Source organism: Sphingobacterium sp. MAE (assembly GCF_056711605.1).
In genome coordinates this window covers 1,198,189-1,218,915 of record NZ_CM160044.1, presented here as the reverse complement: position 1 = coordinate 1,218,915, position 20,727 = coordinate 1,198,189, and the positions used below count along the sequence as shown (strand labels likewise).

General features: G+C 35.4%; 18 protein-coding genes. 5 read left to right on the top strand and 13 right to left on the bottom strand.

Translation table 11 applies throughout. The features are described from left to right. The first annotated feature begins 27 nt into the window (after window positions 1-27). Window positions 28-1,254 (top strand): 2-oxoglutarate dehydrogenase complex dihydrolipoyllysine-residue succinyltransferase, encoded by a 1,227-nt coding sequence (gene odhB, locus AC06G9_RS05200; RefSeq protein ID WP_480957632.1) that lies wholly within the window; start codon window positions 28-30, stop codon window positions 1,252-1,254. A 90-nt stretch (window positions 1,255-1,344) separates the two neighbouring features. Here odhB and AC06G9_RS05195 read toward each other — a convergent pair whose 3' ends face one another. Beyond that, a complete protein-coding gene (locus AC06G9_RS05195) occupies window positions 1,345-1,764 on the bottom strand; it encodes a SufE family protein (protein ID WP_045753214.1) in 420 nt (139 codons plus the stop codon). Window positions 1,765-1,779: 15 nt separating this feature from the next. After that, window positions 1,780-3,018, bottom strand: coding sequence for a cysteine desulfurase (locus tag AC06G9_RS05190; protein WP_260946542.1), 1,239 nt, complete (start codon window positions 3,016-3,018; stop codon window positions 1,780-1,782). 186 nt (window positions 3,019-3,204) lie between these two features. Between AC06G9_RS05190 and AC06G9_RS05185 the strand changes: the two genes are divergently transcribed. Next, on the top strand, window positions 3,205-4,206 hold the full coding sequence (locus tag AC06G9_RS05185) for an acyl-ACP desaturase (RefSeq protein WP_045753215.1): 1,002 nt from the start codon (window positions 3,205-3,207) through the stop codon (window positions 4,204-4,206). Between the two features lie 58 nt (window positions 4,207-4,264). Here the strand turns inward: AC06G9_RS05185 and AC06G9_RS05180 are convergent, their stop codons facing one another. The 8 genes from AC06G9_RS05180 to AC06G9_RS05145 all read right to left on the bottom strand — a co-directional run bounded on the left by AC06G9_RS05180 (window position 4,265) and on the right by AC06G9_RS05145 (window position 15,706). Further along, window positions 4,265-5,797, bottom strand: coding sequence for a peptide MFS transporter (locus AC06G9_RS05180; protein WP_045753216.1), 1,533 nt, complete (start codon window positions 5,795-5,797; stop codon window positions 4,265-4,267). A 51-nt stretch (window positions 5,798-5,848) separates the two neighbouring features. Continuing rightward, complete coding sequence (locus AC06G9_RS05175; RefSeq protein WP_045753217.1) at window positions 5,849-7,615, bottom strand: peptide MFS transporter; 1,767 nt, start codon at window positions 7,613-7,615, stop codon at window positions 5,849-5,851. 182 nt (window positions 7,616-7,797) lie between these two features. Further along, window positions 7,798-9,390, bottom strand: coding sequence for a peptide MFS transporter (locus AC06G9_RS05170; RefSeq protein ID WP_045753218.1), 1,593 nt, complete (start codon window positions 9,388-9,390; stop codon window positions 7,798-7,800). 60 nt (window positions 9,391-9,450) lie between these two features. Beyond that, complete coding sequence (locus tag AC06G9_RS05165) at window positions 9,451-11,034, bottom strand: peptide MFS transporter (protein WP_084405294.1); 1,584 nt, start codon at window positions 11,032-11,034, stop codon at window positions 9,451-9,453. 339 nt (window positions 11,035-11,373) lie between these two features. Then, window positions 11,374-12,261 carry a sugar phosphate isomerase/epimerase family protein gene (locus tag AC06G9_RS05160; RefSeq protein WP_045753219.1) on the bottom strand — a complete coding sequence of 296 codons (888 nt, stop codon included), beginning with the start codon at window positions 12,259-12,261 and terminating at the stop codon, window positions 11,374-11,376. 26 nt (window positions 12,262-12,287) lie between these two features. Beyond that, entirely contained in the window at window positions 12,288-13,016 is a 729-nt protein-coding gene (locus tag AC06G9_RS05155; RefSeq protein WP_045753220.1) for a (Fe-S)-binding protein, read from the bottom strand. 23 nt (window positions 13,017-13,039) lie between these two features. Next, window positions 13,040-14,338 carry an MFS transporter gene (locus tag AC06G9_RS05150; RefSeq protein ID WP_480957631.1) on the bottom strand — a complete coding sequence of 433 codons (1,299 nt, stop codon included), beginning with the start codon at window positions 14,336-14,338 and terminating at the stop codon, window positions 13,040-13,042. Between the two features lie 51 nt (window positions 14,339-14,389). Continuing rightward, window positions 14,390-15,706: a D-alanyl-D-alanine carboxypeptidase gene (locus AC06G9_RS05145; protein ID WP_480957630.1), complete on the bottom strand. Its 1,317-nt coding sequence runs from the start codon at window positions 15,704-15,706 to the stop codon at window positions 14,390-14,392. Between the two features lie 260 nt (window positions 15,707-15,966). Between AC06G9_RS05145 and AC06G9_RS05140 the strand changes: the two genes are divergently transcribed. The 3 genes from AC06G9_RS05140 (at window position 15,967) to AC06G9_RS05130 (ending at window position 17,983) form a co-directional block, all read left to right on the top strand. Further along, entirely contained in the window at window positions 15,967-17,091 is a 1,125-nt protein-coding gene (locus AC06G9_RS05140; protein WP_045753223.1) for a CofH family radical SAM protein, read from the top strand. 3 nt (window positions 17,092-17,094) lie between these two features. Further along, window positions 17,095-17,655 carry an SMC-Scp complex subunit ScpB gene (gene scpB / locus AC06G9_RS05135; protein WP_045753224.1) on the top strand — a complete coding sequence of 187 codons (561 nt, stop codon included), beginning with the start codon at window positions 17,095-17,097 and terminating at the stop codon, window positions 17,653-17,655. 154 nt (window positions 17,656-17,809) lie between these two features. Then, a complete protein-coding gene (locus AC06G9_RS05130) occupies window positions 17,810-17,983 on the top strand; it encodes a hypothetical protein (protein WP_153197523.1) in 174 nt (57 codons plus the stop codon). Between the two features lie 118 nt (window positions 17,984-18,101). Here AC06G9_RS05130 and AC06G9_RS05125 read toward each other — a convergent pair whose 3' ends face one another. From AC06G9_RS05125 to prmA, 3 genes are all read right to left on the bottom strand, one after another. Further along, window positions 18,102-18,431, bottom strand: coding sequence for a helix-turn-helix domain-containing protein (locus AC06G9_RS05125; protein WP_045753225.1), 330 nt, complete (start codon window positions 18,429-18,431; stop codon window positions 18,102-18,104). A 74-nt stretch (window positions 18,432-18,505) separates the two neighbouring features. After that, window positions 18,506-19,876, bottom strand: a complete 1,371-nt coding sequence (locus AC06G9_RS05120; protein WP_094772836.1) for a Mur ligase family protein — start codon at window positions 19,874-19,876, stop codon at window positions 18,506-18,508. Between the two features lie 4 nt (window positions 19,877-19,880). Further along, complete coding sequence (gene prmA / locus AC06G9_RS05115; protein ID WP_045753227.1) at window positions 19,881-20,720, bottom strand: 50S ribosomal protein L11 methyltransferase; 840 nt, start codon at window positions 20,718-20,720, stop codon at window positions 19,881-19,883. Between the last annotated feature and the right edge of the window lie 7 nt (window positions 20,721-20,727).

Below are 20,727 nucleotides of genomic sequence, written 5' to 3'. Positions count from 1 at the left end.
CGCAATTGTCTGTAAAGAACATTATATATGAGCTTAGAAATTAAAGTACCAACCGTAGGTGAATCCATTACTGAGGTAACCTTGTCACAGTGGTTGAAACAAGATGGCGATTACGTTGAAATGGACGAAAACATCGCGGAATTGGAATCTGACAAAGCAACTTTCGAATTACCAGCTGAAAAAGCAGGTATCTTAAGAATCATTGCTCAAGAAGGAGATACTTTAGAAATTGGTGCTGTAGTATGTACTATCGAAGAAGGTGGTGCTCCTACTGGTGATGCAAAACCTGCTGCTGCTGAAGAAAAAGCGAGTGCACCTGCCGCAACAGCTAATGTTGCCGATGAGAACCCTGATTCTTATGCCGCTGGAACTGCTTCTCCTGCTGCTGCAAAAATTTTAAGAGAAAAAGGAATTGATCCTGCTACAATTAAAGGCACAGGTAAAGAAGGACGTATTACAAAAGAAGATGCTGAAAAAGCGCAAGTAGCTCCTAAAGCTGCTGCTCCTGCTAAAGAAGCTCCGAAAGCTGCTGCTCCGGTTGCTGTGGCTGGCTCTCGTAATGAACGTCGTGAAAAAATGACTTCTCTACGCAAAACAATTGCTAAACGTTTAGTTTCTGTAAAAAATGAAACGGCTATGTTAACGACTTTCAATGAGGTCAATATGCAACCGATCATGGATTTACGCGCTAAATACAAAGATACTTTCAAAGAGAAACATGGTGTAGGTCTTGGATTTATGTCATTTTTCACTAAAGCAGTGACAACTGCTTTAAAAGAATGGCCTGCTGTAAATGCTAGAATTGAAGAAAACGAATTGGTATATTCTGATTTTGCAGATATTTCAATTGCAGTTTCTGCTCCTAAAGGATTAGTAGTACCTGTACTTAGAAATGCAGAATCAATGTCATTACATGAAATCGAAAAAGGAATTGGCGCATTAGCTGTAAAAGCACGTGACAATAAATTAACGATTGATGAAATGACTGGTGGTACATTTACCATCACAAATGGTGGTGTATTTGGTTCAATGATGTCGACGCCGATTATCAATGCTCCTCAATCTGCTATCCTAGGTATGCACAATATCATTCAACGTCCAGTTGCTGAGAATGGTCAAGTGGTCATCCGTCCAATGATGTATATCGCTCTTTCTTATGATCACCGTGTTATTGATGGTCGTGAGTCAGTAAGCTTCTTAGTACGTGTAAAACAACTATTAGAAGATCCTGCTCGTTTATTATTAGAAGTGTAATAAAGTATCTTATACATAAAAAAATCCCGATGTGAACAATTCACATCGGGATTTTTTTATGTATTCAATCGTTAATGTTCAAAGATATTTTTATCCCCTCGCCTGTAAAGCCAAAGCGTACAATTTCATTTGTTTCACCATCGATAGCAATCCATTAGCACGAGTGGGTGAAAGGTGTTCATTTAGACCTATCTGATCAATAAAGTATAAATCAGCATCCACAATTTCTTTTGCTGTATGACCAGATAGCACCTTTACCATCAAACTCACCAGTCCTTTTGTAATGATAGCATCACTATCGGCAGTGAAATACACTTTTCCATCTTTTACTTCGGGAAAAAGCCACACTTTTGACTGGCATCCTTTGATGATGTAATCATCTTTTTTATGTTCTTCGCTGATTAATGGAACCTCTTTTCCCAATTGAATGATATATTCATATTTTTCCATCCAATCGGTAAAAAAAGAAAAATCATCAATTAATTCATCTTGTATTTCGTTAATAGTCATGACTATTTATATTTTTTAAACTAACATATTAGCTGCTCTTTTTAGACCAGCAACTAAAGCATCTACTTCTTCTTTTGTATTATAAAATGCAAAAGAAGCACGAATCGTACCTGGAATTTCAAACCGATCCATTACAGGTTGCGCACAATGGTGACCTGTACGTACTGCAATACCCAATTTATCCAAGATCACACCCACATCATAAGGGTGAGTACCATCTATCAGGAAAGAAATAACCGAACTTTTATGTGCTGCAGTACCAATAAAACGAATTCCCGGTACAGTTTCCAATTGCTCTTGTGCGTAAGATAATAACTCCTCCTCATAAGCAGCAATCTCGTCGATCCCAATAGCGTTAATATATTCAATAGCAGCATTTAAACATATACCTGCTTCGATATTGGGAGTTCCAGCCTCAAACTTAAATGGTAATTCATTATAAGTTGTTTTTTCAAATGTAACTTCTTTAATCATATCTCCTCCACCTTGATATGGCGGAATTGCATTTAAAGCATCTTCTTTACCGTATAACACGCCTATACCAGTCGGTCCATACATCTTATGTCCAGAGAAAGCAAGAAAATCAACATCTAAATCTTGAACATCAATTTTTACATGCTGGATTGCTTGAGCCGCATCTAATAAAACAGGAACATGATGTTCATGTGCTATTGCGATCATTTCCTTTACAGGGTTGATTGTTCCGAGAGAATTTGAAACATAAGTAAAAGAAGCAATTTTGGTTTTTTCTGAAAAAAGTTTTTTATAGGCCTCGATATCCAGCTCGCCAGCATCATTCATAGGAATCACTTTCAATAGAGCTCCTTTATCTTCGCATAGCATCTGCCAAGGAACAATATTAGAATGATGCTCCATGGCAGAAATAATGATTTCATCTCCAGCAGCAATATTTACTTTACCAAAACAAGTAGCAATAATATTAATACTATGCGTAGTACCTGTAGTGATAATGATTTCATGCTCATGCTTGGCATTAATAAAAGCCTGAATACTCCTTCTGGTCACTTCAAAAGCATCTGTAGAAATTTGACTTAAATAATGAACACCTCTATGTACATTACTATTCATATCTGAATAATAGTGTGTAATTGCATCAATAACAGATTGCGATTTTTGAGTAGTCGCTCCATTATCCAAATAAACTAAAGGCTTTCCATTGACCTCCCTTTTTAAAATGGGAAAATCTGCCCGAACTTTATCTATATCGAAATCTTTCAATTGTTTTTGTTCCATGATATGAACAAAGTTAAGAGTATTTTAGCATAAAAATGTCTTCATTATCTACTTTTTAAATATAGATTAGTATTTAATCCTTACCTATCCATCGAGATAGATTGCTGTTTTTTTTACAATATAAATGTATAAATCTTTCTTTTTATACAATTTTTATTGAAGCTATTTAATTATCTTTGTATTGATATGCAAGAATTACCTCTAAATTTACCCGAAGGCTCAAGAAAAGAAGTGATGAGCTACTTGGAACCGTTCATGCTGAATGAGATGAGCGAGTATTTAAAGCCTGTAGACGAAATGTGGCAACCAGCAGATTTTCTACCGGATGCTTCTAGAGATACATTTTTTGATGAAATTAGAGATTTGCAAGAGAGTGCGAGAGAACTTCCCTATGATTTGGTTGCTGTTTTAGTTGGTGACACCATTACAGAAGAAGCATTACCGACCTATGAATCCTGGTTAACCATGGTAGAAGATGTGGAGAAAAATGAACAAGGTGGTTGGATGAGATGGGTACGTGCTTGGACTGCAGAAGAAAATCGTCATGGAGACCTTTTAAATAAGTATCTTTATTTATCAGGAAGAATTGACATGCGTCAATTCGAGATATCAACCCAGTATTTAATAAAAGATGGTTTTGACATTGGTACAGGTGCCGATCCTTATCGTAACTTTATCTACACTTCTTTTCAAGAATTAGCAACCAACGTTTCTCATAGACGTGTAGCTGGGCTATCTAAGAAAAATGGGGATAAGTTATTAGCAAAGATGTGCGGTGTAATTGCTGCAGATGAAGCACGTCATGCTAAAGCATATATGTCTTTTGTATCTCATGCGTTGGTCGTTGATCCGAGTGAGGTGATGATTGCTTTTGAAGACATGATGCGCAAGAAAATTGTAATGCCAGCTCAATTTTTAAGAGAATCTGGAGAACCACAAGGCGAAGCATTTGCACACTTCTCTGATGCGGCTCAACGTCTTAATATCTATACTGCGATTGATTATGTTGACATTTTAAAAGAGCTTAATGCAGATTGGAAAATAGATCAAGTGAGCGGCTTAAACGAAAAAGGAGAAAAAGCACGGGATTATTTAATGAGACTTCCTGATCGTTTATTACGACTGGCAGATAGAATGAAAATCCCAGAAAAAGAATATAAATTTAAATGGATCTACGATCAGAAATAAAAAAAAGCTCGATATTAAGTATCGAGCTTTTTTTTATCAAAAAATTATCAGTAGAGGATTATTTCACTCCGCTCATCAGTTTCTTCACGATTGGCGATAAAGCAATTAAAACAATCCCTGCAATCAACGAATAGACACCCAATTGTTTGTAGCTATCTGTATAAGTGATCAATTTATCTGCTAAAGAATCTCCTTCTCGAGCTTCTGCCATGCTTGCACCGATTAAACCTGCAACATACTGTCCGTAAGCACTGGCCAAAAACCACATCCCCATCATAATGCCCTGCAGCTTCGCAGGAGATAGCTTCGTCATAATAGATAGACCAATTGGTGATAAACATAACTCTCCCACAGTGATCACCAAAAGTGCTAAGGTGAATACATCTAAAGAGGCAATACCATCCTGTGCAAAAAACTTGGTTCCAAATAGCACATAATAACCTAGCCCAAGAAATATAAATCCTAATCCAAATTTAATAATGGTATTGGGTTCCATTTTTCTTTTCGATAGCCAAATCCATAAAAGACCAAAAATTGGCGCTAAAATAATAATAAAAAATGCTCCTCCAGAGTTGTTTACACCATTTGGATCTAAATGAAATAGACCTCCTAATATGGAATCGTTCAGATTCTTTGCGGCAAAAATACTTAATGAACCACCACTTTGTTCGTAAATACCCCAAAAAATGATAGAAAACAAGATGAAAACTAAAGCTGCAATCAATTTGTTTCTTTCTACCTTATTCAATTTTGTCATTTCATAAAATAGGTAGATTAGTGTCAATGGACCGATCAGATACATAAATATATCCGTATATTCCGTTTTAGAAACCATAACCTGTACCAGTGGAATTAATAATAAGGTACCTATATATACCGCATATTCAGCCCATTTTGGCAATTCCTTGACTTTAACAATCGCATCTGGATGACCGGGTTTCAAACCAATAGGTCCCAAGTGAAACTTAGTAAAATGAAAATTGATAAGACTAATAAGCATACCAACAGCTGCTAAACCAAAGGCTACATTCCAACGATGCGCTTCATCAATAACGGAAGCTAACATATATCCTTTTCCAATAGCTACACAGATATAACCTCCGAGGAATGCTCCTAAATTGATACCTGCATAAAATAAGGAGAATCCTGCATCACGGCGATTATCATCAGATCGATATAGTTCGCCGACCATCGTCGAAATATTAGGTTTGAAGAAACCAGTACCAATAATGATAAAGGCTAGTCCAAAAAAGAAAAATTGATGAGGATCTGTTGCTAATAAGGCACTACCAACAATCATCAAAGTCCCACCCCAGAAAAGGGACTTCCTAAATCCTAAGATCTTATCAGCAAATAATCCACCGATAAATGTAAATGCATATACAAATGCTTGTGTGGCACCGTACTGTAAATTTGCTTCCTTTTCTGCAAAATTAAGCTGAGTGATCATAAAGAAAACTAGCATTCCACGCATTCCGTAGAAGCAAAAACGTTCCCACATTTCGGAGAAAAATAAACTCCAAATCTGCTTTGGATACTTTCCTTTAAATTGTTGAACCTGTTCTAATGTTTGTTGTCCCTGTTTTGACATTTCGATTATTATTAAAAAAGCTTCCTAAAAAGGAAGCTTTATCACATTTTATTATTTAATACCAGGCATTAATTTTTTAATGATGGGATTGAGTATCATTACCAATAAACCTGCTGCTGCTGGAATAGCAGTAAACAAAAAGAAGAAATGACTTAACGAATACTCCTGTTGAATGGTTTCCACTTGCCCACCTAAGACTGCGGCAACTTTTTGCGCAATCGCTATGGCTAAATACCAGATTCCGAACATAAATGCTAACATCCGCGCTGGAACGAGTTTCGAAACATAAGAAAGACCAACTGGTGAAATGAATAACTCTCCTAACGTATGAAACAAATAGGTTAATACTAGAAAAACCATAGATATTTTAACTCCTTCTGCTATTCCCCAAGATCCCAATCCAATAATGAAGTAACCAATAGCTACTAATATCAATCCATAGCCATATTTCATCGCTGCAGAAGGATTGTATTTTGATTCCCATAATTTAGAAACCGTAGAAGCCAGTGCTATAATAAAGAATGAATTCAATGTTGAAAACCAGGATACCTTAATCTCAGAGACTTCTTTTGAAAACTCATTTTTCAGCATCCAGATTGCTGCTCCCCATATCAAAACAAAACAAATAATAAGGATGATATTTGATAAAGCAATTTTGCTCCAGGTAGCTTTTGCCAATTTCACCAATACCCAAGATATCAGTGCTAAAGGAACAACAGTCAACAAGGCATTCAAAATATTAAAAATTTGAAGCGCACCACCAGATAAACTCCGATCTATATTATCACGTGCAACAAGTACCAGAGATGTTGCTCCCTGCTCAAAGCTCATAAAGAAGAAGATCAAAAAGAATGCTAAGAAAACAACTGCGATCATGCGATCACGCACGATTTTATCGTATCTTTTAATACGCGATGATATCAGATAGATAAAAAGAATCAGAGCAAGAATGATCATCAGATATTGACCTCTCAAAAATGGCAGATCCAGTGCACTAAACATATCAATAATGCCATTTTTGGACAAAGGATCATTAAAAGCATAAAGGAAACCAACGACCGATATAATAGCAATTAAAATATAATCTAGAGTAGTAAATGGATTTCTCTTATCTGCATCAGCTAATAATTGATCTTCCTTATTCATTTCTTTAGACTGGTCTAAGACACCTAAATTGCCCATCAACGGTTTTGCAAATACAAACTGCAATGTACCTAAAAGCATAAAAATACCTGCTAAACCAAAACCCCAGTGCCAACCCTGTGTTTCTGCAACATAACCACATAACATCATGCCAAAGAATGCACCTGCATTGACTCCCATATAAAAGATCGTGTAAGCGCCATCTTTCTTTTCTGGTAAGTCTTTATACATTTCTCCTAAAATTGACGGCATATTGGGTTTAAAAAAGCCTGTACCGATAACTAAACATGCTAAACCAATAAAGAACATGACCTGCGTATCAAAAGCCATAGCAGCGTGACCAATCGTCATGATGATAGAACCAATAATAACGGCCTTTCGCGATCCAATATATTTATCAGCAATAATACCTCCTAATATTGGTGTTAGGTAAAGCATCATCGCGTATGTACCATACAACGCTCCAGCTTGTTCTGCGCTCCAAGCCCATCCGCCTTGTATGACGGTAGCAGTTAAAAATTGGATAAGTAATACCCGCATGCCGTAGAACGAAAAACGTTCCCACATCTCGGTAAAGAAGAGGACAAATAACCCTGACCGTTGTCCTAGAACATTTGATTTATAAAAATCAGAAGTAGTCCCTTCTGAAAATGAAGCCTTAGATGCTTGACCCATATCTATAATTTAAATCTAATTAAGCGTATTGAAAATTTTAATAATAGTCTACAAAGAAACAAAAAACAATCGCATTTTTTACTGAATAATTGTATTATCTCTATTATAAGAGCTCATTTTTGAAACAAAAAGAGACGTTTCAAATGAAACGTCTCTTAAAATAATATATAATGAGCATGGGATTAATTTATACCGTGCATCATTTTCTTTAATACTGGATTTAAAATAAGTAATAATAAAGCTGTTGCCGCTGGAACTATGGCAAAAATCATAAAGAAGTATGACATAGAATGTTCAGCTGTAATTTTATCAATATAGGATCCTAAATATCCACCAATAAAATTAGCAATAGCTGATGCACAGAACCAAAATCCAAATAACAAACCTAATAATTTCTTAGGGGATAGTTTACTTACATAAGATAGTCCAACTGGTGATAAGCATAACTCTCCTGTAGAATGAAAGAAATAAGCTATAATTAACCAAACCATACTCACGGTTGCAGTCTTAGCTCCCTGCGGAATTTCACTTGCACCATAAGCTAATGCAGCAAAACCAACACCGACAAGAAGAAGTCCTAAGGCAAATTTCACCGGCCCTGAAGGATTCCATATTTTTTCCCAAAATTTACTAAAAGAATTAGCCAATGAAATAATAAAAAACGCATTCAAGATCTGGAACCAAGAAGCAGCTACTTCTGTTTCTGTTGCTCCAAACTCCCTAAAAACTTTCCATAGACCTAAACACCAAATAACAATAAATGAAACTCCTGTGAAGATAATCGTTAATGGATATTGTTTATAGATTTTCTTTGCTAGCGTTAGCAACACAATACTCACAATAACCATTGGAGCAATGGTCAAGATCGTATCGATCCATTTGAAAGTAGTAGCTGTATTTCCTGAAAGGACACGTTGCGTATAGTCTTTAGCAAAAATAGACATCGATCCTCCTGCTTGCTCAAATGCTAAAAAGAAAACAATACTTGCGATCATCAAAACAGCAATCACAATCAAACGATCTCTGACCACATTAGCAGGAATCACCTCTTCGGGTTCCTCTTCATGATTTTTGATTTTTTCATCATGGAAAGCTTTAGTCGCTTTTGGAGATTCTCCAATAACACCGAAAATCTTTTGAGCAAAATAAAACTGTAACATACCAAAGAACATGAAAACACCTGCTAATCCAAAACCATAGTGCCAACCTACTTTCTCTCCGATATATCCACATAAAAGCATACCTAAAAATGAACCGGCATTGATACCCATGTAAAATATGGTATAACCAGCATCCTTCTTAGAACTTGCATCGGGGTAAAGATTACCAACCATCGAAGAAATATTGGGTTTAAACATTCCATTACCGAGAATCATTAAACCAAGACCTACGTAAAAGAAATTTGCGTTTATTCCCTCGAAAGCCATAGATAGATGCCCCATTGTCATGATTAGCGCTCCAATTAAAATGGCTTTTTTAAATCCGGTCAATTTATCGGCAATCATACCACCTATCAACGGGGTTAAATAAACCAGTCCCGTATAAAGACCATATAGTTTCATTGCCTCTTCATTACTCCAGCCCCATCCTTTATCAGCAAGGGAACTGATTAAGAAAAGTGTTAATAAAGCACGCATGCCATAATAACTAAACCTTTCCCACATTTCGGTAAAAAATAGGACAAATAATCCCGCAGGATGTCCAATTACCATCTTATCATCCACGCCTTGTTTTTTCAAATGGATAACAAGAGCTTCATCTCTTTCTTGATACATATATTTAATAATAGGGTTCTCTAAGTTATAATTTTAGCAAAATAATAAAAAGATATCGAATTAATGAATTCCGTGCATCATTTTCTTGATACCCGAACTACACAAAACTAAAATAATAGCAAATATAAAAGAAACAACGGTAAACATCCCAAAGAAATAAGACATCGAGTGTGTTGCTGTAATATTATCTATGTAAGAGCCTATAAAACCTCCTATAAAATTGGCGATGGCATTTCCACAATACCAGATGCCAAATAGAAGTCCTATCACTTTTTGAGGGGATAATTTACTGACATAAGATAGCCCAACGGGTGATAAACAAAGTTCCCCAACGGTCTGTAAAAAATAAGCCAGTACCAGCCAAATCATACTAACAGATGCTGTTTTTGCTCCCGGAGGTATAGCTAAACTTCCATAGGATAATGCGGCAAAACTTAAACCAACAATTGCCAAACCCAATGCTAGCTTAATGGGACCTGAAGGATTCCATACCTTTTCCCAAATCCGACTAAAAGAAGTTGCTAAAGTGATGATAAAAAATGAATTCAACATAGGAAACCAAGATACAGTGACTTCGGAACTTAGAGAATTAAATTCTCGATATAATTTCCAACCGCAAAGCACCCAGATGATCGCGAATGACAGTCCTGAGCAGATGACAATAAGGGGATACTTAAACCAGATTTTTTTTGCTAACGCAAACAAAACTGCCGATACAACAAGAATTGGAAAAACAGTCAAAGCTGCATCGACCCACTTAAAAAGGACTGCAGTTTGGCCTTCTAAAATACGTTGTGTATAATTCTTTGCAAAAATAGTCATCGAACCTCCAGCCTGTTCAAAAGCCAAGTGAAAGATGATGCTTGCAAACATGAAAATACCGATCACAATTAATCTGTCGCGAGTAACATGTGCTGGTGTTGTTACCTCACTCTTATCCTTTACTTCTTTTATTTCCTTCTCTTTAGTCGACTGTGGAGTATCACCGATAATGCCAAATATTTTTTGAGCGAAGAAAAATTGCAACATGCCCAAGAACATAAATATACCTGCTAAACCAAATCCAAAATGCCAACCCACCTTTTCTCCGATATATCCACAAAGCATCATTCCTAAAAACGCTCCGCCATTAATACCCATATAAAAAATGGTATAACCGGCATCTTTCTTACTACTGGAATCTGGATAGAGCTTTCCAACCATGGAGGCAATATTGGGTTTAAACATACCATTGCCCAAAATCATCAAAATCAATCCAAGAAAGAAAAAATGAGTATGAATTCCTTCCAAGGCCATAGCAGCGTGGCCAGCAGTCATAGTTACCGCACCAATTAGAATGGCTTTTTTATAACCCAACAGACGGTCTGCAATTACTCCTCCAAGCAGCGGTGTTAAAAATACAAAACCCGTATAAAGTCCATACAACTTCATCGCCTCTTCATTACTCCACCCCCATCCTCCATGTGCAATTTCACTTATCAGAAAAATTGTTAGTAAGGCACGCATGCCGTAATAGCTGAAACGCTCCCACATCTCAGTAAAAAATAAGACAAATAGACCAGCAGGATGTCCTTTTACTAAAATATTATCGACTTGCAGTTGCTCCAAATGTGAAACAAGGGCTTCATCTTTTAATTGATTCATAGGTATGGTTTGTTTTTTTATTGATTGTTTCTAAAGGTGCTGCAAAATACTAATTTAATTCAGTTGCTGAATTAAATTAGTATTTTATTGGCTTAAATTTCGCTATTCGTTTACCACATGTAAGATCTGTGGATATTTCGATTGATAATCGTTCAACCCCAACTTATACGAAATGGTAGATCTTTAGACAACGATTTGCATCTTTGAATTTCTAACAAGTCTAATGGGTACTAGGAGAAAATAACGATCACAAAAAAAGGGAAAATCAATAATAGATCTCCCCCTTTTAATATATAGATATTGATGGTAAAATTTCATACCACAATTACCATATCATAATTAAATTGTAGGACGCAAACGCTCCAATAATTTTTTTGTTGCAAAAATACCTTCTTCTTCACTAAGCTTACTTCCTTCGTATTCAATACCGATGTAACCTTTAAATTTAGCATCTTTTACTATTTTAAGCATTCGTGCATAATCGATTTGAGTCTCATTACCATTAGCATCAAAATCATGTGTTTTAGCACTCACTCCTTTGGCGTACGGCATTAAATCTGCTACTCCCTGATAACGATCGTACTCATAAAAATTACCTAAATCTGGTAAACTTCCACAATTTTTCTTACCGACAGTTTTTAAAGTATCTGCCAACCAATCACCATGAGATGAGATCCCACCATGGTTTTCAACGATAACACTGATCTTTGATTTTTTACCGTAATCGGCTAATGTTGAAAGACTGTCAACCACCGCCTTTTTCACTTCCTCAGGAGTTCCTTTACCAGCAGCATTTACACGTACAGCGTGACAACCTAAAAAGTGAGCCGCATCAATCCATTTGTAATGATTTTCTACAGCTTGTTTACGTTTGGTTGCGTCTTCATCTCCTAGATTGCCTTCACCATCGATCATAATCAATACATTGCGAACTCCATTATCTTTCGCGCGATTATTTAGATCTTTCAAATAAGTCATGTCTTTCGCTTTATCTTTGAAAAAGGCATTTACATATTCTACGCCATAAATTCCAAATTTTTTAGCTGCTAGCTCTGGGAAATCAATATTTTTTAGATCCCCCTTAAAAAGGGTTTTGTGCAATGACCATTCGGCCAGTGAAATATCAAACCAGTTCTTCGGAGCAGCGAGCAAATCTAAGCTCGGCATTAACGCTACTCCTGCAGCAGTTAAACCCAAATTTTTGAGAAAATCTCTTCTTGAATTCATAATTTTAGTATTTAGTTTAAGTTCTTTTAAATATTACCCCAGCCAGTTGTTAGTACATCTACCAAATGAATAGTTCTGATCGGCAATTTATATTGGTCGATATAGGCTTGTAACTGTAACAAACAGGAGGCATCTGTCGAAATGATATAATCTGCACGCATATCAAGAGCATTTCTCACTTTTTGCTCTGCCATCGCAGACGATATACCTTCAAATTTAACAGCAAATGTACCTCCAAAGCCACAGCAAACTTCACTATCCTTAACTTCCACCATTTCTAAGCCAAGTACTTTACTCAATAGGCGCCTGGGCTCCTCTTTGATTTTACATTCGCGCAATGCTGAGCATGCATCATGATAAACTCCGATTCCTTCCAATTCTGCTCCAAAATAATCTTTCTTTACTACATTGACTAAAAAATCAGAAATTTCAAATATATTTTTTTGGATCGATCGACAGTGCGATTGCTCAATGGAGCCCGTGAACAAATCATTATAACTATGTTTGACCATACCCGTACATGATGCCGATGGAGAAACTATATAATGATCTGCACTAAAATCCTTTAAAAACTTTTGCCCAACTATCGTTGCTTCATCCCAAAAACCAGCATTATAAGCTGGTTGACCACAACACGTTTGCTCAGCATTATACGTAACTTCACATCCTGCTTTCTCTAACAATCGTATGGTATTAAAAGCCGTTTCCGGATACAACTGATCAATAAAACAAGGAACAAAAAGTTCAACTTTCATATCGTATATTCTTAAATTTAAATTTAGGATTTATTATATCGCAATAGACGAATTAATAGTAACAATCCAATTATAAAAAATAAAGATAAGGATAATGCCGAATATCTGATATTGTGTGTGATTTGTTCTATCATCGCGAATGAAAATAATCCTACAACAATGGCTATTTTTTCCGTCACGTCATAAAAGGAGAAAAATGCGGTCGTATCTTGTATATCTTCAGGAATTAACTTTGAAAATGTCGATCTGGAAAGTGATTGAATGCCCCCCATCACCAAACCAACTAAGGCCGCTAATATGTAAAACTGAATCTCTGTTGTCAGAAAATAAGCTGAAATACAGATACTGATCCAAATCACAACGACTAACATTAATACTTTAACATTTCCAATACGAGCAGAAATAGCAGACATAATGAATGCTCCAGCTATCGCAACAAGTTGAATTAAGAGAATGGTTCCTATTAATTTAGTAGCTCCCAAATGTAGCACTTTCTCCCCGAAAGCAGATGCTACGATCATCAAAGTCTGCACACCGATACTATAAAAGAAAAATGCAGGTAAAAACTTTTTTATTTCTGGAATTTGTTGAATATGTCCCCAGACAGAACTAATTTCAGCTTTTACTTTTTCAACTAATGATAAGCCTTCTCCTTTTCTTGTTGCAGGAATATTAGGAAGATATTTAAATGGAATAAGTGAAAACCCTAACCACCAGATTCCAACCATTAAAAATGAAATCCTTGCGGGCAAAGATGGGTCCGATATGCCAAACCATTCGGGTTTCAGGACAACAATGAAACACAAAATCTGCAACGTCACACATCCGACATAACCATATGAAAAACCTTGCGCACTCACTTTATCTTGCTGATCAACAGACGCAATAAGAGGTAAATATGAATTGTTAAAGAGAACACCGCCAATATAACCCATAGCAGCTATTACAAAACAGATAATACCGATTTCTAACGTTTCTAACTTAAAGAAAAACAGTCCCATACAAGCGATTGCTCCCGCTGTAGTAAAAAATTTCATAATTTGTTTCTTCTTTCCGTTGGCATCAGCATAGGACGAAATAAAAGGCAGCGTCAATGCCATGACCAAGTAAGCAACCGCCAAAGCAAAGTTTGATAGGGCCGTATTGACAAACTCAGCACCAAAGAAACGTACGACGTCACCATGCTCTTTTGTATTCGTAATTGTGGTATAATAAACAGGAAAAATAGTCGAGGTTATAACCAAGTTATAGGCTGAATTAGCCCAATCAAACATCGCCCATGAGCGAATTAATTTTTTATTATTTTTTTGAATGACAGACATACTTGAGGTTTAGTTGATAAAAATAATGATTAACCCATATAAACTGAAATATTAATAATTTTGCCTGATATAAGTCATGATATTAACCATTTCCTTTCTAATATTACTCCCTTTTTCATCAATAAAATTGTTATTCAGAAAAGAAAACGCGAGTCTTTTACCTGATCTTGTGATTAAGTAACCACTTTGACAATATACGGAAGTGATCGTACCTGTTTTTGCAAATATAAAAGGAACACCCAGATCTTTACTATAAGCTCTTTTCAATGTACCATCAACACCGCCAGCAGAAAATAGTTTAAATCTTTTCGTTTCATCTGGAATTTTATTCTTTATAGCAACTAAAACATCGACCATGCTTTGGGGGCTTATTTTATTGTAGGATGATAATCCTGATCCATCATGGAGAACAGTCTCATCAGAATAATATTTATAGTAATTATCCTGCATCCAATTTCGAACTAAATAGGTGTCAAATTTTTTAAAGTTCTGTAGCGATGCCATCATTAGAATTTGTTCTGCTAGATAGTTATCACTTGGTAACATCATTTCACGTAAAACATAATTTGTAGCATTAGAATATAATGTTTTTACATCTATGGGCTTCTTATAATCAATGATTTGTATTTTTTTATTTAGCGTATCAGACAATAATTTAATAGCCAGATCATCCGAGTATTTAAATGGGATTTCATTCACATAATTGGCAGGAATATTTTCTCGAGATTGTAAAAATTCATTTTCAGTAAATGATCGACTCAATGCAAATTGACCTTTGTCAAGCATGGGTTGTATGGCTTGCTTATCTTGAAAATAAGCTGGAACGATACTCATTTTATTATTTCCGGTCGCTCGAAAGGTAACCACGTTTCCATAAATAGGTAAAACGGCAATTTCAGGTTGATAATATGCATCGAAATCATCCATAGACCACCCAGCAGCAAAAAATCGATTTCGCATCGGACTTGGAACATAGAATATTTTTTTATCTGTTTTCTTTAGAAAATTATAAACGATGTGAGAGTCCATTTTACTATGTAAAAATGTCGGATCACCTGTTCCCCAAAATAAAAGAGAGTCACCTTTTTCTACATATTGCAATCCTGGAATAGAATCACCCAATAACTCTAAAGCGGCATAAAGTGTGAACACCTTTGTATTGGAAGCTGGTGTAAAATGCTTGTGCCCATTAATATCGACAACAAATCGATTACTATCCAAATCGTACAAGGAAAATCCAAAAAAGTGATCGTTAAGTATTGGGGATTGCTGTAGTTTAGTATAAACGTCATTATACTGTTGGGCAAAAGAACTAAAACTATATGTACCTACAGCTAGAAAAAAAAGTATCTTCTTTAAAAATTTCATCAGCGTAAAACTACGAAAATTGATATATAAAATTGATTTAACATCTCTTAATCAAAAAAAGAGTTGAAGTCTGCTGCAATCTATATTTTGATAACTATAACACGTAATGATCATAAATTAATGATCTAAAGATGACGACATCGTGATGCCATAACCAACAAAAAAGAGATCCGCCGGTTTTAAAGCCTTCAAATTAGTATTGATGAAAACTTACAGTCAATCAATAAATATAAAGCAAAAGGTGCTTATATTTGTTCTTAATGGATGTAAGCAATTTATTAGAAAGAGCCTTAAGATTTGAGTTTTTAACCAAAGATGAAGGTATATATTTATATCATCATGCAGCCACAGCTGATTTAAGCTATGTTGCAAATGAGTTACGTAAAATACAAGTACCTCATGGTAAGGTTACTTGGCAAATAGACCGTAATGTAAATACAACAAATGTTTGTATTGCAAACTGTAAATTTTGTAATTTCTTTCGTAGACCTGGTCATGATGAGAGTTACATTACGGATATCGAAACCTATAAGCAAAAGATTGAAGAGACCTTTATGTATGGCGGAGATCAATTATTGTTACAAGGGGGGCACCATCCCGACCTAGGATTAACATTTTATGCTGATCTATTTAAACAATTAAAAGAATTATATCCGACATTAAAGTTACATTCTTTAGGTCCACCAGAAATTGCGCATGTTGCTAAATTAGAAAACATGTCACATATAGAGGTGCTTAAGGCGCTAAAAGAAGCGGGTTTAGACTCACTACCTGGAGCAGGAGCTGAAATCTTAAATGACCGTGTTAGACGTCTTATATCTAAAGGTAAATGTGGTGGTAAAGAATGGTTAGATGTGATGCGTGCTGCTCATCAAATTGATCTACCAACTTCAGCAACGATGATGTTTGGTCATATCGAAACGATTGAAGAGCGTTTTGAACATCTGGTGTGGATCAGGGAGGTACAGGCTGAAAAACCTGAGGGACACTTTGGTTTTGTAGCATTTATTCCTTGGCCATTTCAAGATGATGGCACCTTATTAAAAAGGTTAAGAGGCATTACTAATGATGTCACTGGCGAAGAATATATTCGTATGATCGCTTTAAGTAGAATTATGCTTCCAAATATCAAAAATATTCAAGCCTCGTGGTTGACTGTAGGAAAAAGAACTGCTCAGTTATGCTTACACGCTGGTGCCAACGATTTTGGATCCATCATGATTGAGGAGAATGTTGTTTCGGCTGCAGGTGCTCCACATCGATTTACAGCAAATTCTATTCAGAAGGCAATACAAGAGGCCGGATTTGAACCTCAACTGAGAACACAGCGCTACGAATTTCGTGAACTTCCTGAACATATGGTTGAACAAGTAATCAATTATTAATCCGTGAAAGATATTATTCGTAATATAGAGGCCATTATATATGCCTCAGAAGATGGTGTTGGTCTACAGGATATTAAACATGTTCTACAAGAGGCATTAGCCATTGAAATTTCTAAAGAAGAGCTGCAAACTTTTATTGATAAGATAAGCAGTAAACATCAAAGCGAAGACGAAGTATTGGAATTGAAAATTATTAATAATACTTTTCAGTTTTTGACAAAATCCGCTTATCATGAAACGATCAATCAGTTACAGCTTCATCGTGATAAGAAGAAATTAAGTCAAGCTGCGTTAGAAACACTGGCAATCATAGCTTATAGACAACCTATTACAAAGCTGGAAATAGAGCAAATTAGAGGTGTTAGTTGTGATTATTCCGTTCAACGACTCTTAGAGAAAAAATTAATTCAAATTGCTGGAAAAGCGGATTCAATCGGAAAACCACTCTTGTATAGTACAAGCTCGCAATTCATGAATCATTTTGGCATCAATGGAGTTCGAGATCTGCCGCAATTAAAAGATATTGTGACTGTTGAAAATGAAATCGGAGAGGTGGCTGAATAGTTTCAATACTCATTTTTTTCATCATTAACAAATTATCGAATTTCACTAATAATCAATATTTTACGTCAATTATTTTTTTTCAAAAAAAGTTTAAACTTCGAATTTTGTTATATAATTTTACAATATTAAATAAGCAAAAATAAAGTATAATTTTATGAACACGGCAATGATGAAAAGTGAATCTATGCATGCAGTAGATGAAGAGAAATTTGGTTCATTCAATGGACCTGATGATGATTCTGATGACATCTTAGAAGATGACTTTAATTTAGAAGACATTGATCCTATTGGTGGATTTGACGATTTCGGGGACGAAGACGACTTTTAATCTAAATAAATCACGCTATCTATAGAAAACAACTTAAGTTGTCAATCAGAAGAAAGTAAAAAGGCTTGCAGATAATCTGCAAGCCTTTCTTTTATTCATTCCCAAAATTGAATAAAATCTATTTCTTGTGTAATTGCTCGTAAAGATCAATTACTTTCTTTTGCAATTCGATCACTTCGGTTTCACGTACTTGCAATTTTTTAGTTAATTCTGCCAATTCATTTACAGCTTCTTTATCCTCTTCCATATCTGAAGTTGATAAAAGTTGAACTACTGACAAATTAAATAATTTTGAAATCTGATTTAAACGAGATAAATTTACATCTGTAATTCCCGTTTCAATTTTTGAAAAAGCTGGAATGGAGATATCTAATCTCTTTGCAACATCTTCTTGACTCCACCCTTTTTGGTGTCTCAATAATCTAATTTTTTTTCCTAATGCATTCATTTGGTAGATATTTTTTATTTACAAAACAAATATAAAATAAAAAATTCTTTAATCAAAGTATTAACGCAATTTTATTAATAATTCTTAAAAAAATGATCCGCTAACTCTGTTAAATTAACCCCACTGTAATTGCCCGAGCTCATTAGCAATAAATTATTGCCTTTTGATTTAAAATTCTCAAGGAACTTGTATAGGTCTCCTAAGTTCGTCACAATATCCAAATCCGACCGGTTAAAAGCACTTCGAATATCTTCCAAAAGATGAGTAGTACACTTATTAACTTCCTTTATTGACTCCATATTAACAAACACAACGGGAAGATCAGCTTCATTCATGGTGTCCTTATATTGATTCACAAAGCTTTCATCTAAACTATCGTATGCATTTAATTCAATTATTGCAACCAGCTTCTGACTTGGAAATTGTTCCTTAATCGCATGAATACTTGCCTTCAATTTTTTAGGCGTATGAGCAAAATCCTGATATACCACAGAACCTTCAAAACTAGATACAAATTCCAAATATCGAATGGAGCTTTTAAATGTTTTTATTGTTTCAAAGAAATCTTCCTTTTTTATCCCCAGCCATTCACATACCGTATAAGCGCCAGCGATATTAGAAAGATTATGCTTACCAAAAATTTGCAAAGGAACGTCCCCTTTGGTTGATTTTATAGAAGTTATACCCTTATTAATAGCATATTCAGGAATTTGATATCCGTGCCGGTTGATTTTACATGATTTAGTCTCAGCAATAATCTTCTGCAGGTATTTATCTTCCTTGTTATAGATCAAGGTTCCTTTGGCCTCTATGGTGTTGATAAAGTCTTCAAATTGCTTTAGATAATTATCAAAAGTTATTGTAGTGCTATACTCATTCCAATTAATACCGCTAATCAAGGCAATATTGGGTTTGTAAAACATAAACTTGGACTTACTGCTCAAACTAGAAGCTACATTTTCGTCGCCCTCTATTAAGATGATTTTATTTGTTTTTGTTATCTCAATCAAGTTATCAAAACCTTCAAGCTGTGCTCCAACTAAATAATCGAAAGGTCTATTGAGATTTTTCAGAACATGCATGACCATACTCATGATAGTCGTTTTACCATAACTACCAGCAATGACCACGCGTGTTTTATCTTGAGAAAGTTCTTGGATAAATTCAGGAAAAGAATAAATTTTAAGACCTAATTCCTGAGCTTTTATTAATTCAGGATTATTAATAAGTGCGTGAGCTCCTAAAATAACGGCATCAATATCATCCGTAATCTTTTCCTCAAACCACCCCAATTGTTCTGGAAGTAATCCCGCATCAATTAGATGGCTGCGAGAAGGCTCTACAATTTGATCATCAGATCCAGAAATCTGATGGCCCTGCCGCTCTAAAGAGATAGCAAGGTTATGCATGATACTTCCACCTATCGCAATAAAATGTATGCGCATATGATTAATTTACTTTCACGAATTTTGCCGAGCACCAATTGTCTAACACCTGATTAGAAACAAACTCCAGTCCAAGTGATTCTGCACGTTGTTTTAAAATTGATAAATCTTCTCCTTCAAAAAAACCGCTAATATATAATTCTCCATTTGGTCGCAGAGATTTACTGTATTGTGGAAATTGTTCCATCAATATATTACGATTAATATTAGCTAAAATGGTATCAAAATGACGATCGACGATGGTTTCATAAGATCCTAATTTCGATTCGATATTCGTAATATTATTCAAGAGCTTATTCTCTTCGACGCTATCTACACAGACATCATCAAAATCCACTGCAAGTAATTGTTTTGCACCTTTTTGGGCGGCTAAAATCGCCAATATTCCTGTTCCACACCCCATATCTAAAACTTCCTTACCTTGAAAATCATTTTCCAAAATATAACGAAGCATCATGGTTGTAGTCTGGTGATGACCAGTCCCGAAAGACATTTTAGGATCTATTACGATCTCATATGAAATATCAGGTTTAGCTTCATGAAAAGTTGCTCTTACATAACATTGATCATCTATCAAAATTGGACTAAAATTACTTTCCCACAGTTTGTTCCAATTTTGATCTTCAATATCTACCACCTCATACTCAACTTCAAAACCATCTTGTTGAAGTAAAACAGTTTCCAAAGCTTGAAGATCAAGGTTTGCAGTTGGAATAAAAGCTGCAAACCCCGATTTCGTATGTTCAAAAGTATCGAAACCTATATCAGCTAGTTCGGCAATAAACAGATCCTGTTGCCACTCTTCCCCTACTTTTCTCGTAAATATTACCTCACTATATTTCATAATAGAT

What these genes read in the sequence shown, in the direction of transcription:
- odhB (WP_480957632.1), top strand. Translation starts at nt 28, where the DNA reads ATGAGCTTAGAAATTAAAGTACCAACCGTAGGTGAATCCATTACTGAG.
- AC06G9_RS05195 (WP_045753214.1), bottom strand. Translation starts at nt 1,764, where the DNA reads ATGACTATTAACGAAATACAAGATGAATTAATTGATGATTTTTCTTTT.
- AC06G9_RS05190 (WP_260946542.1), bottom strand. Translation starts at nt 3,018, where the DNA reads ATGGAACAAAAACAATTGAAAGATTTCGATATAGATAAAGTTCGGGCA.
- AC06G9_RS05185 (WP_045753215.1), top strand. Translation starts at nt 3,205, where the DNA reads ATGCAAGAATTACCTCTAAATTTACCCGAAGGCTCAAGAAAAGAAGTG.
- AC06G9_RS05180 (WP_045753216.1), bottom strand. Translation starts at nt 5,797, where the DNA reads ATGTCAAAACAGGGACAACAAACATTAGAACAGGTTCAACAATTTAAA.
- AC06G9_RS05175 (WP_045753217.1), bottom strand. Translation starts at nt 7,615, where the DNA reads ATGGGTCAAGCATCTAAGGCTTCATTTTCAGAAGGGACTACTTCTGAT.
- AC06G9_RS05170 (WP_045753218.1), bottom strand. Translation starts at nt 9,390, where the DNA reads ATGTATCAAGAAAGAGATGAAGCTCTTGTTATCCATTTGAAAAAACAA.
- AC06G9_RS05165 (WP_084405294.1), bottom strand. Translation starts at nt 11,034, where the DNA reads ATGAATCAATTAAAAGATGAAGCCCTTGTTTCACATTTGGAGCAACTG.
- AC06G9_RS05160 (WP_045753219.1), bottom strand. Translation starts at nt 12,261, where the DNA reads ATGAATTCAAGAAGAGATTTTCTCAAAAATTTGGGTTTAACTGCTGCA.
- AC06G9_RS05155 (WP_045753220.1), bottom strand. Translation starts at nt 13,016, where the DNA reads ATGAAAGTTGAACTTTTTGTTCCTTGTTTTATTGATCAGTTGTATCCG.
- AC06G9_RS05150 (WP_480957631.1), bottom strand. Translation starts at nt 14,338, where the DNA reads ATGTCTGTCATTCAAAAAAATAATAAAAAATTAATTCGCTCATGGGCG.
- AC06G9_RS05145 (WP_480957630.1), bottom strand. Translation starts at nt 15,706, where the DNA reads ATGAAATTTTTAAAGAAGATACTTTTTTTTCTAGCTGTAGGTACATAT.
- AC06G9_RS05140 (WP_045753223.1), top strand. Translation starts at nt 15,967, where the DNA reads ATGGATGTAAGCAATTTATTAGAAAGAGCCTTAAGATTTGAGTTTTTA.
- AC06G9_RS05130 (WP_153197523.1), top strand. Translation starts at nt 17,810, where the DNA reads ATGAACACGGCAATGATGAAAAGTGAATCTATGCATGCAGTAGATGAA.
- AC06G9_RS05125 (WP_045753225.1), bottom strand. Translation starts at nt 18,431, where the DNA reads ATGAATGCATTAGGAAAAAAAATTAGATTATTGAGACACCAAAAAGGG.
- AC06G9_RS05120 (WP_094772836.1), bottom strand. Translation starts at nt 19,876, where the DNA reads ATGCGCATACATTTTATTGCGATAGGTGGAAGTATCATGCATAACCTT.
- prmA (WP_045753227.1), bottom strand. Translation starts at nt 20,720, where the DNA reads ATGAAATATAGTGAGGTAATATTTACGAGAAAAGTAGGGGAAGAGTGG.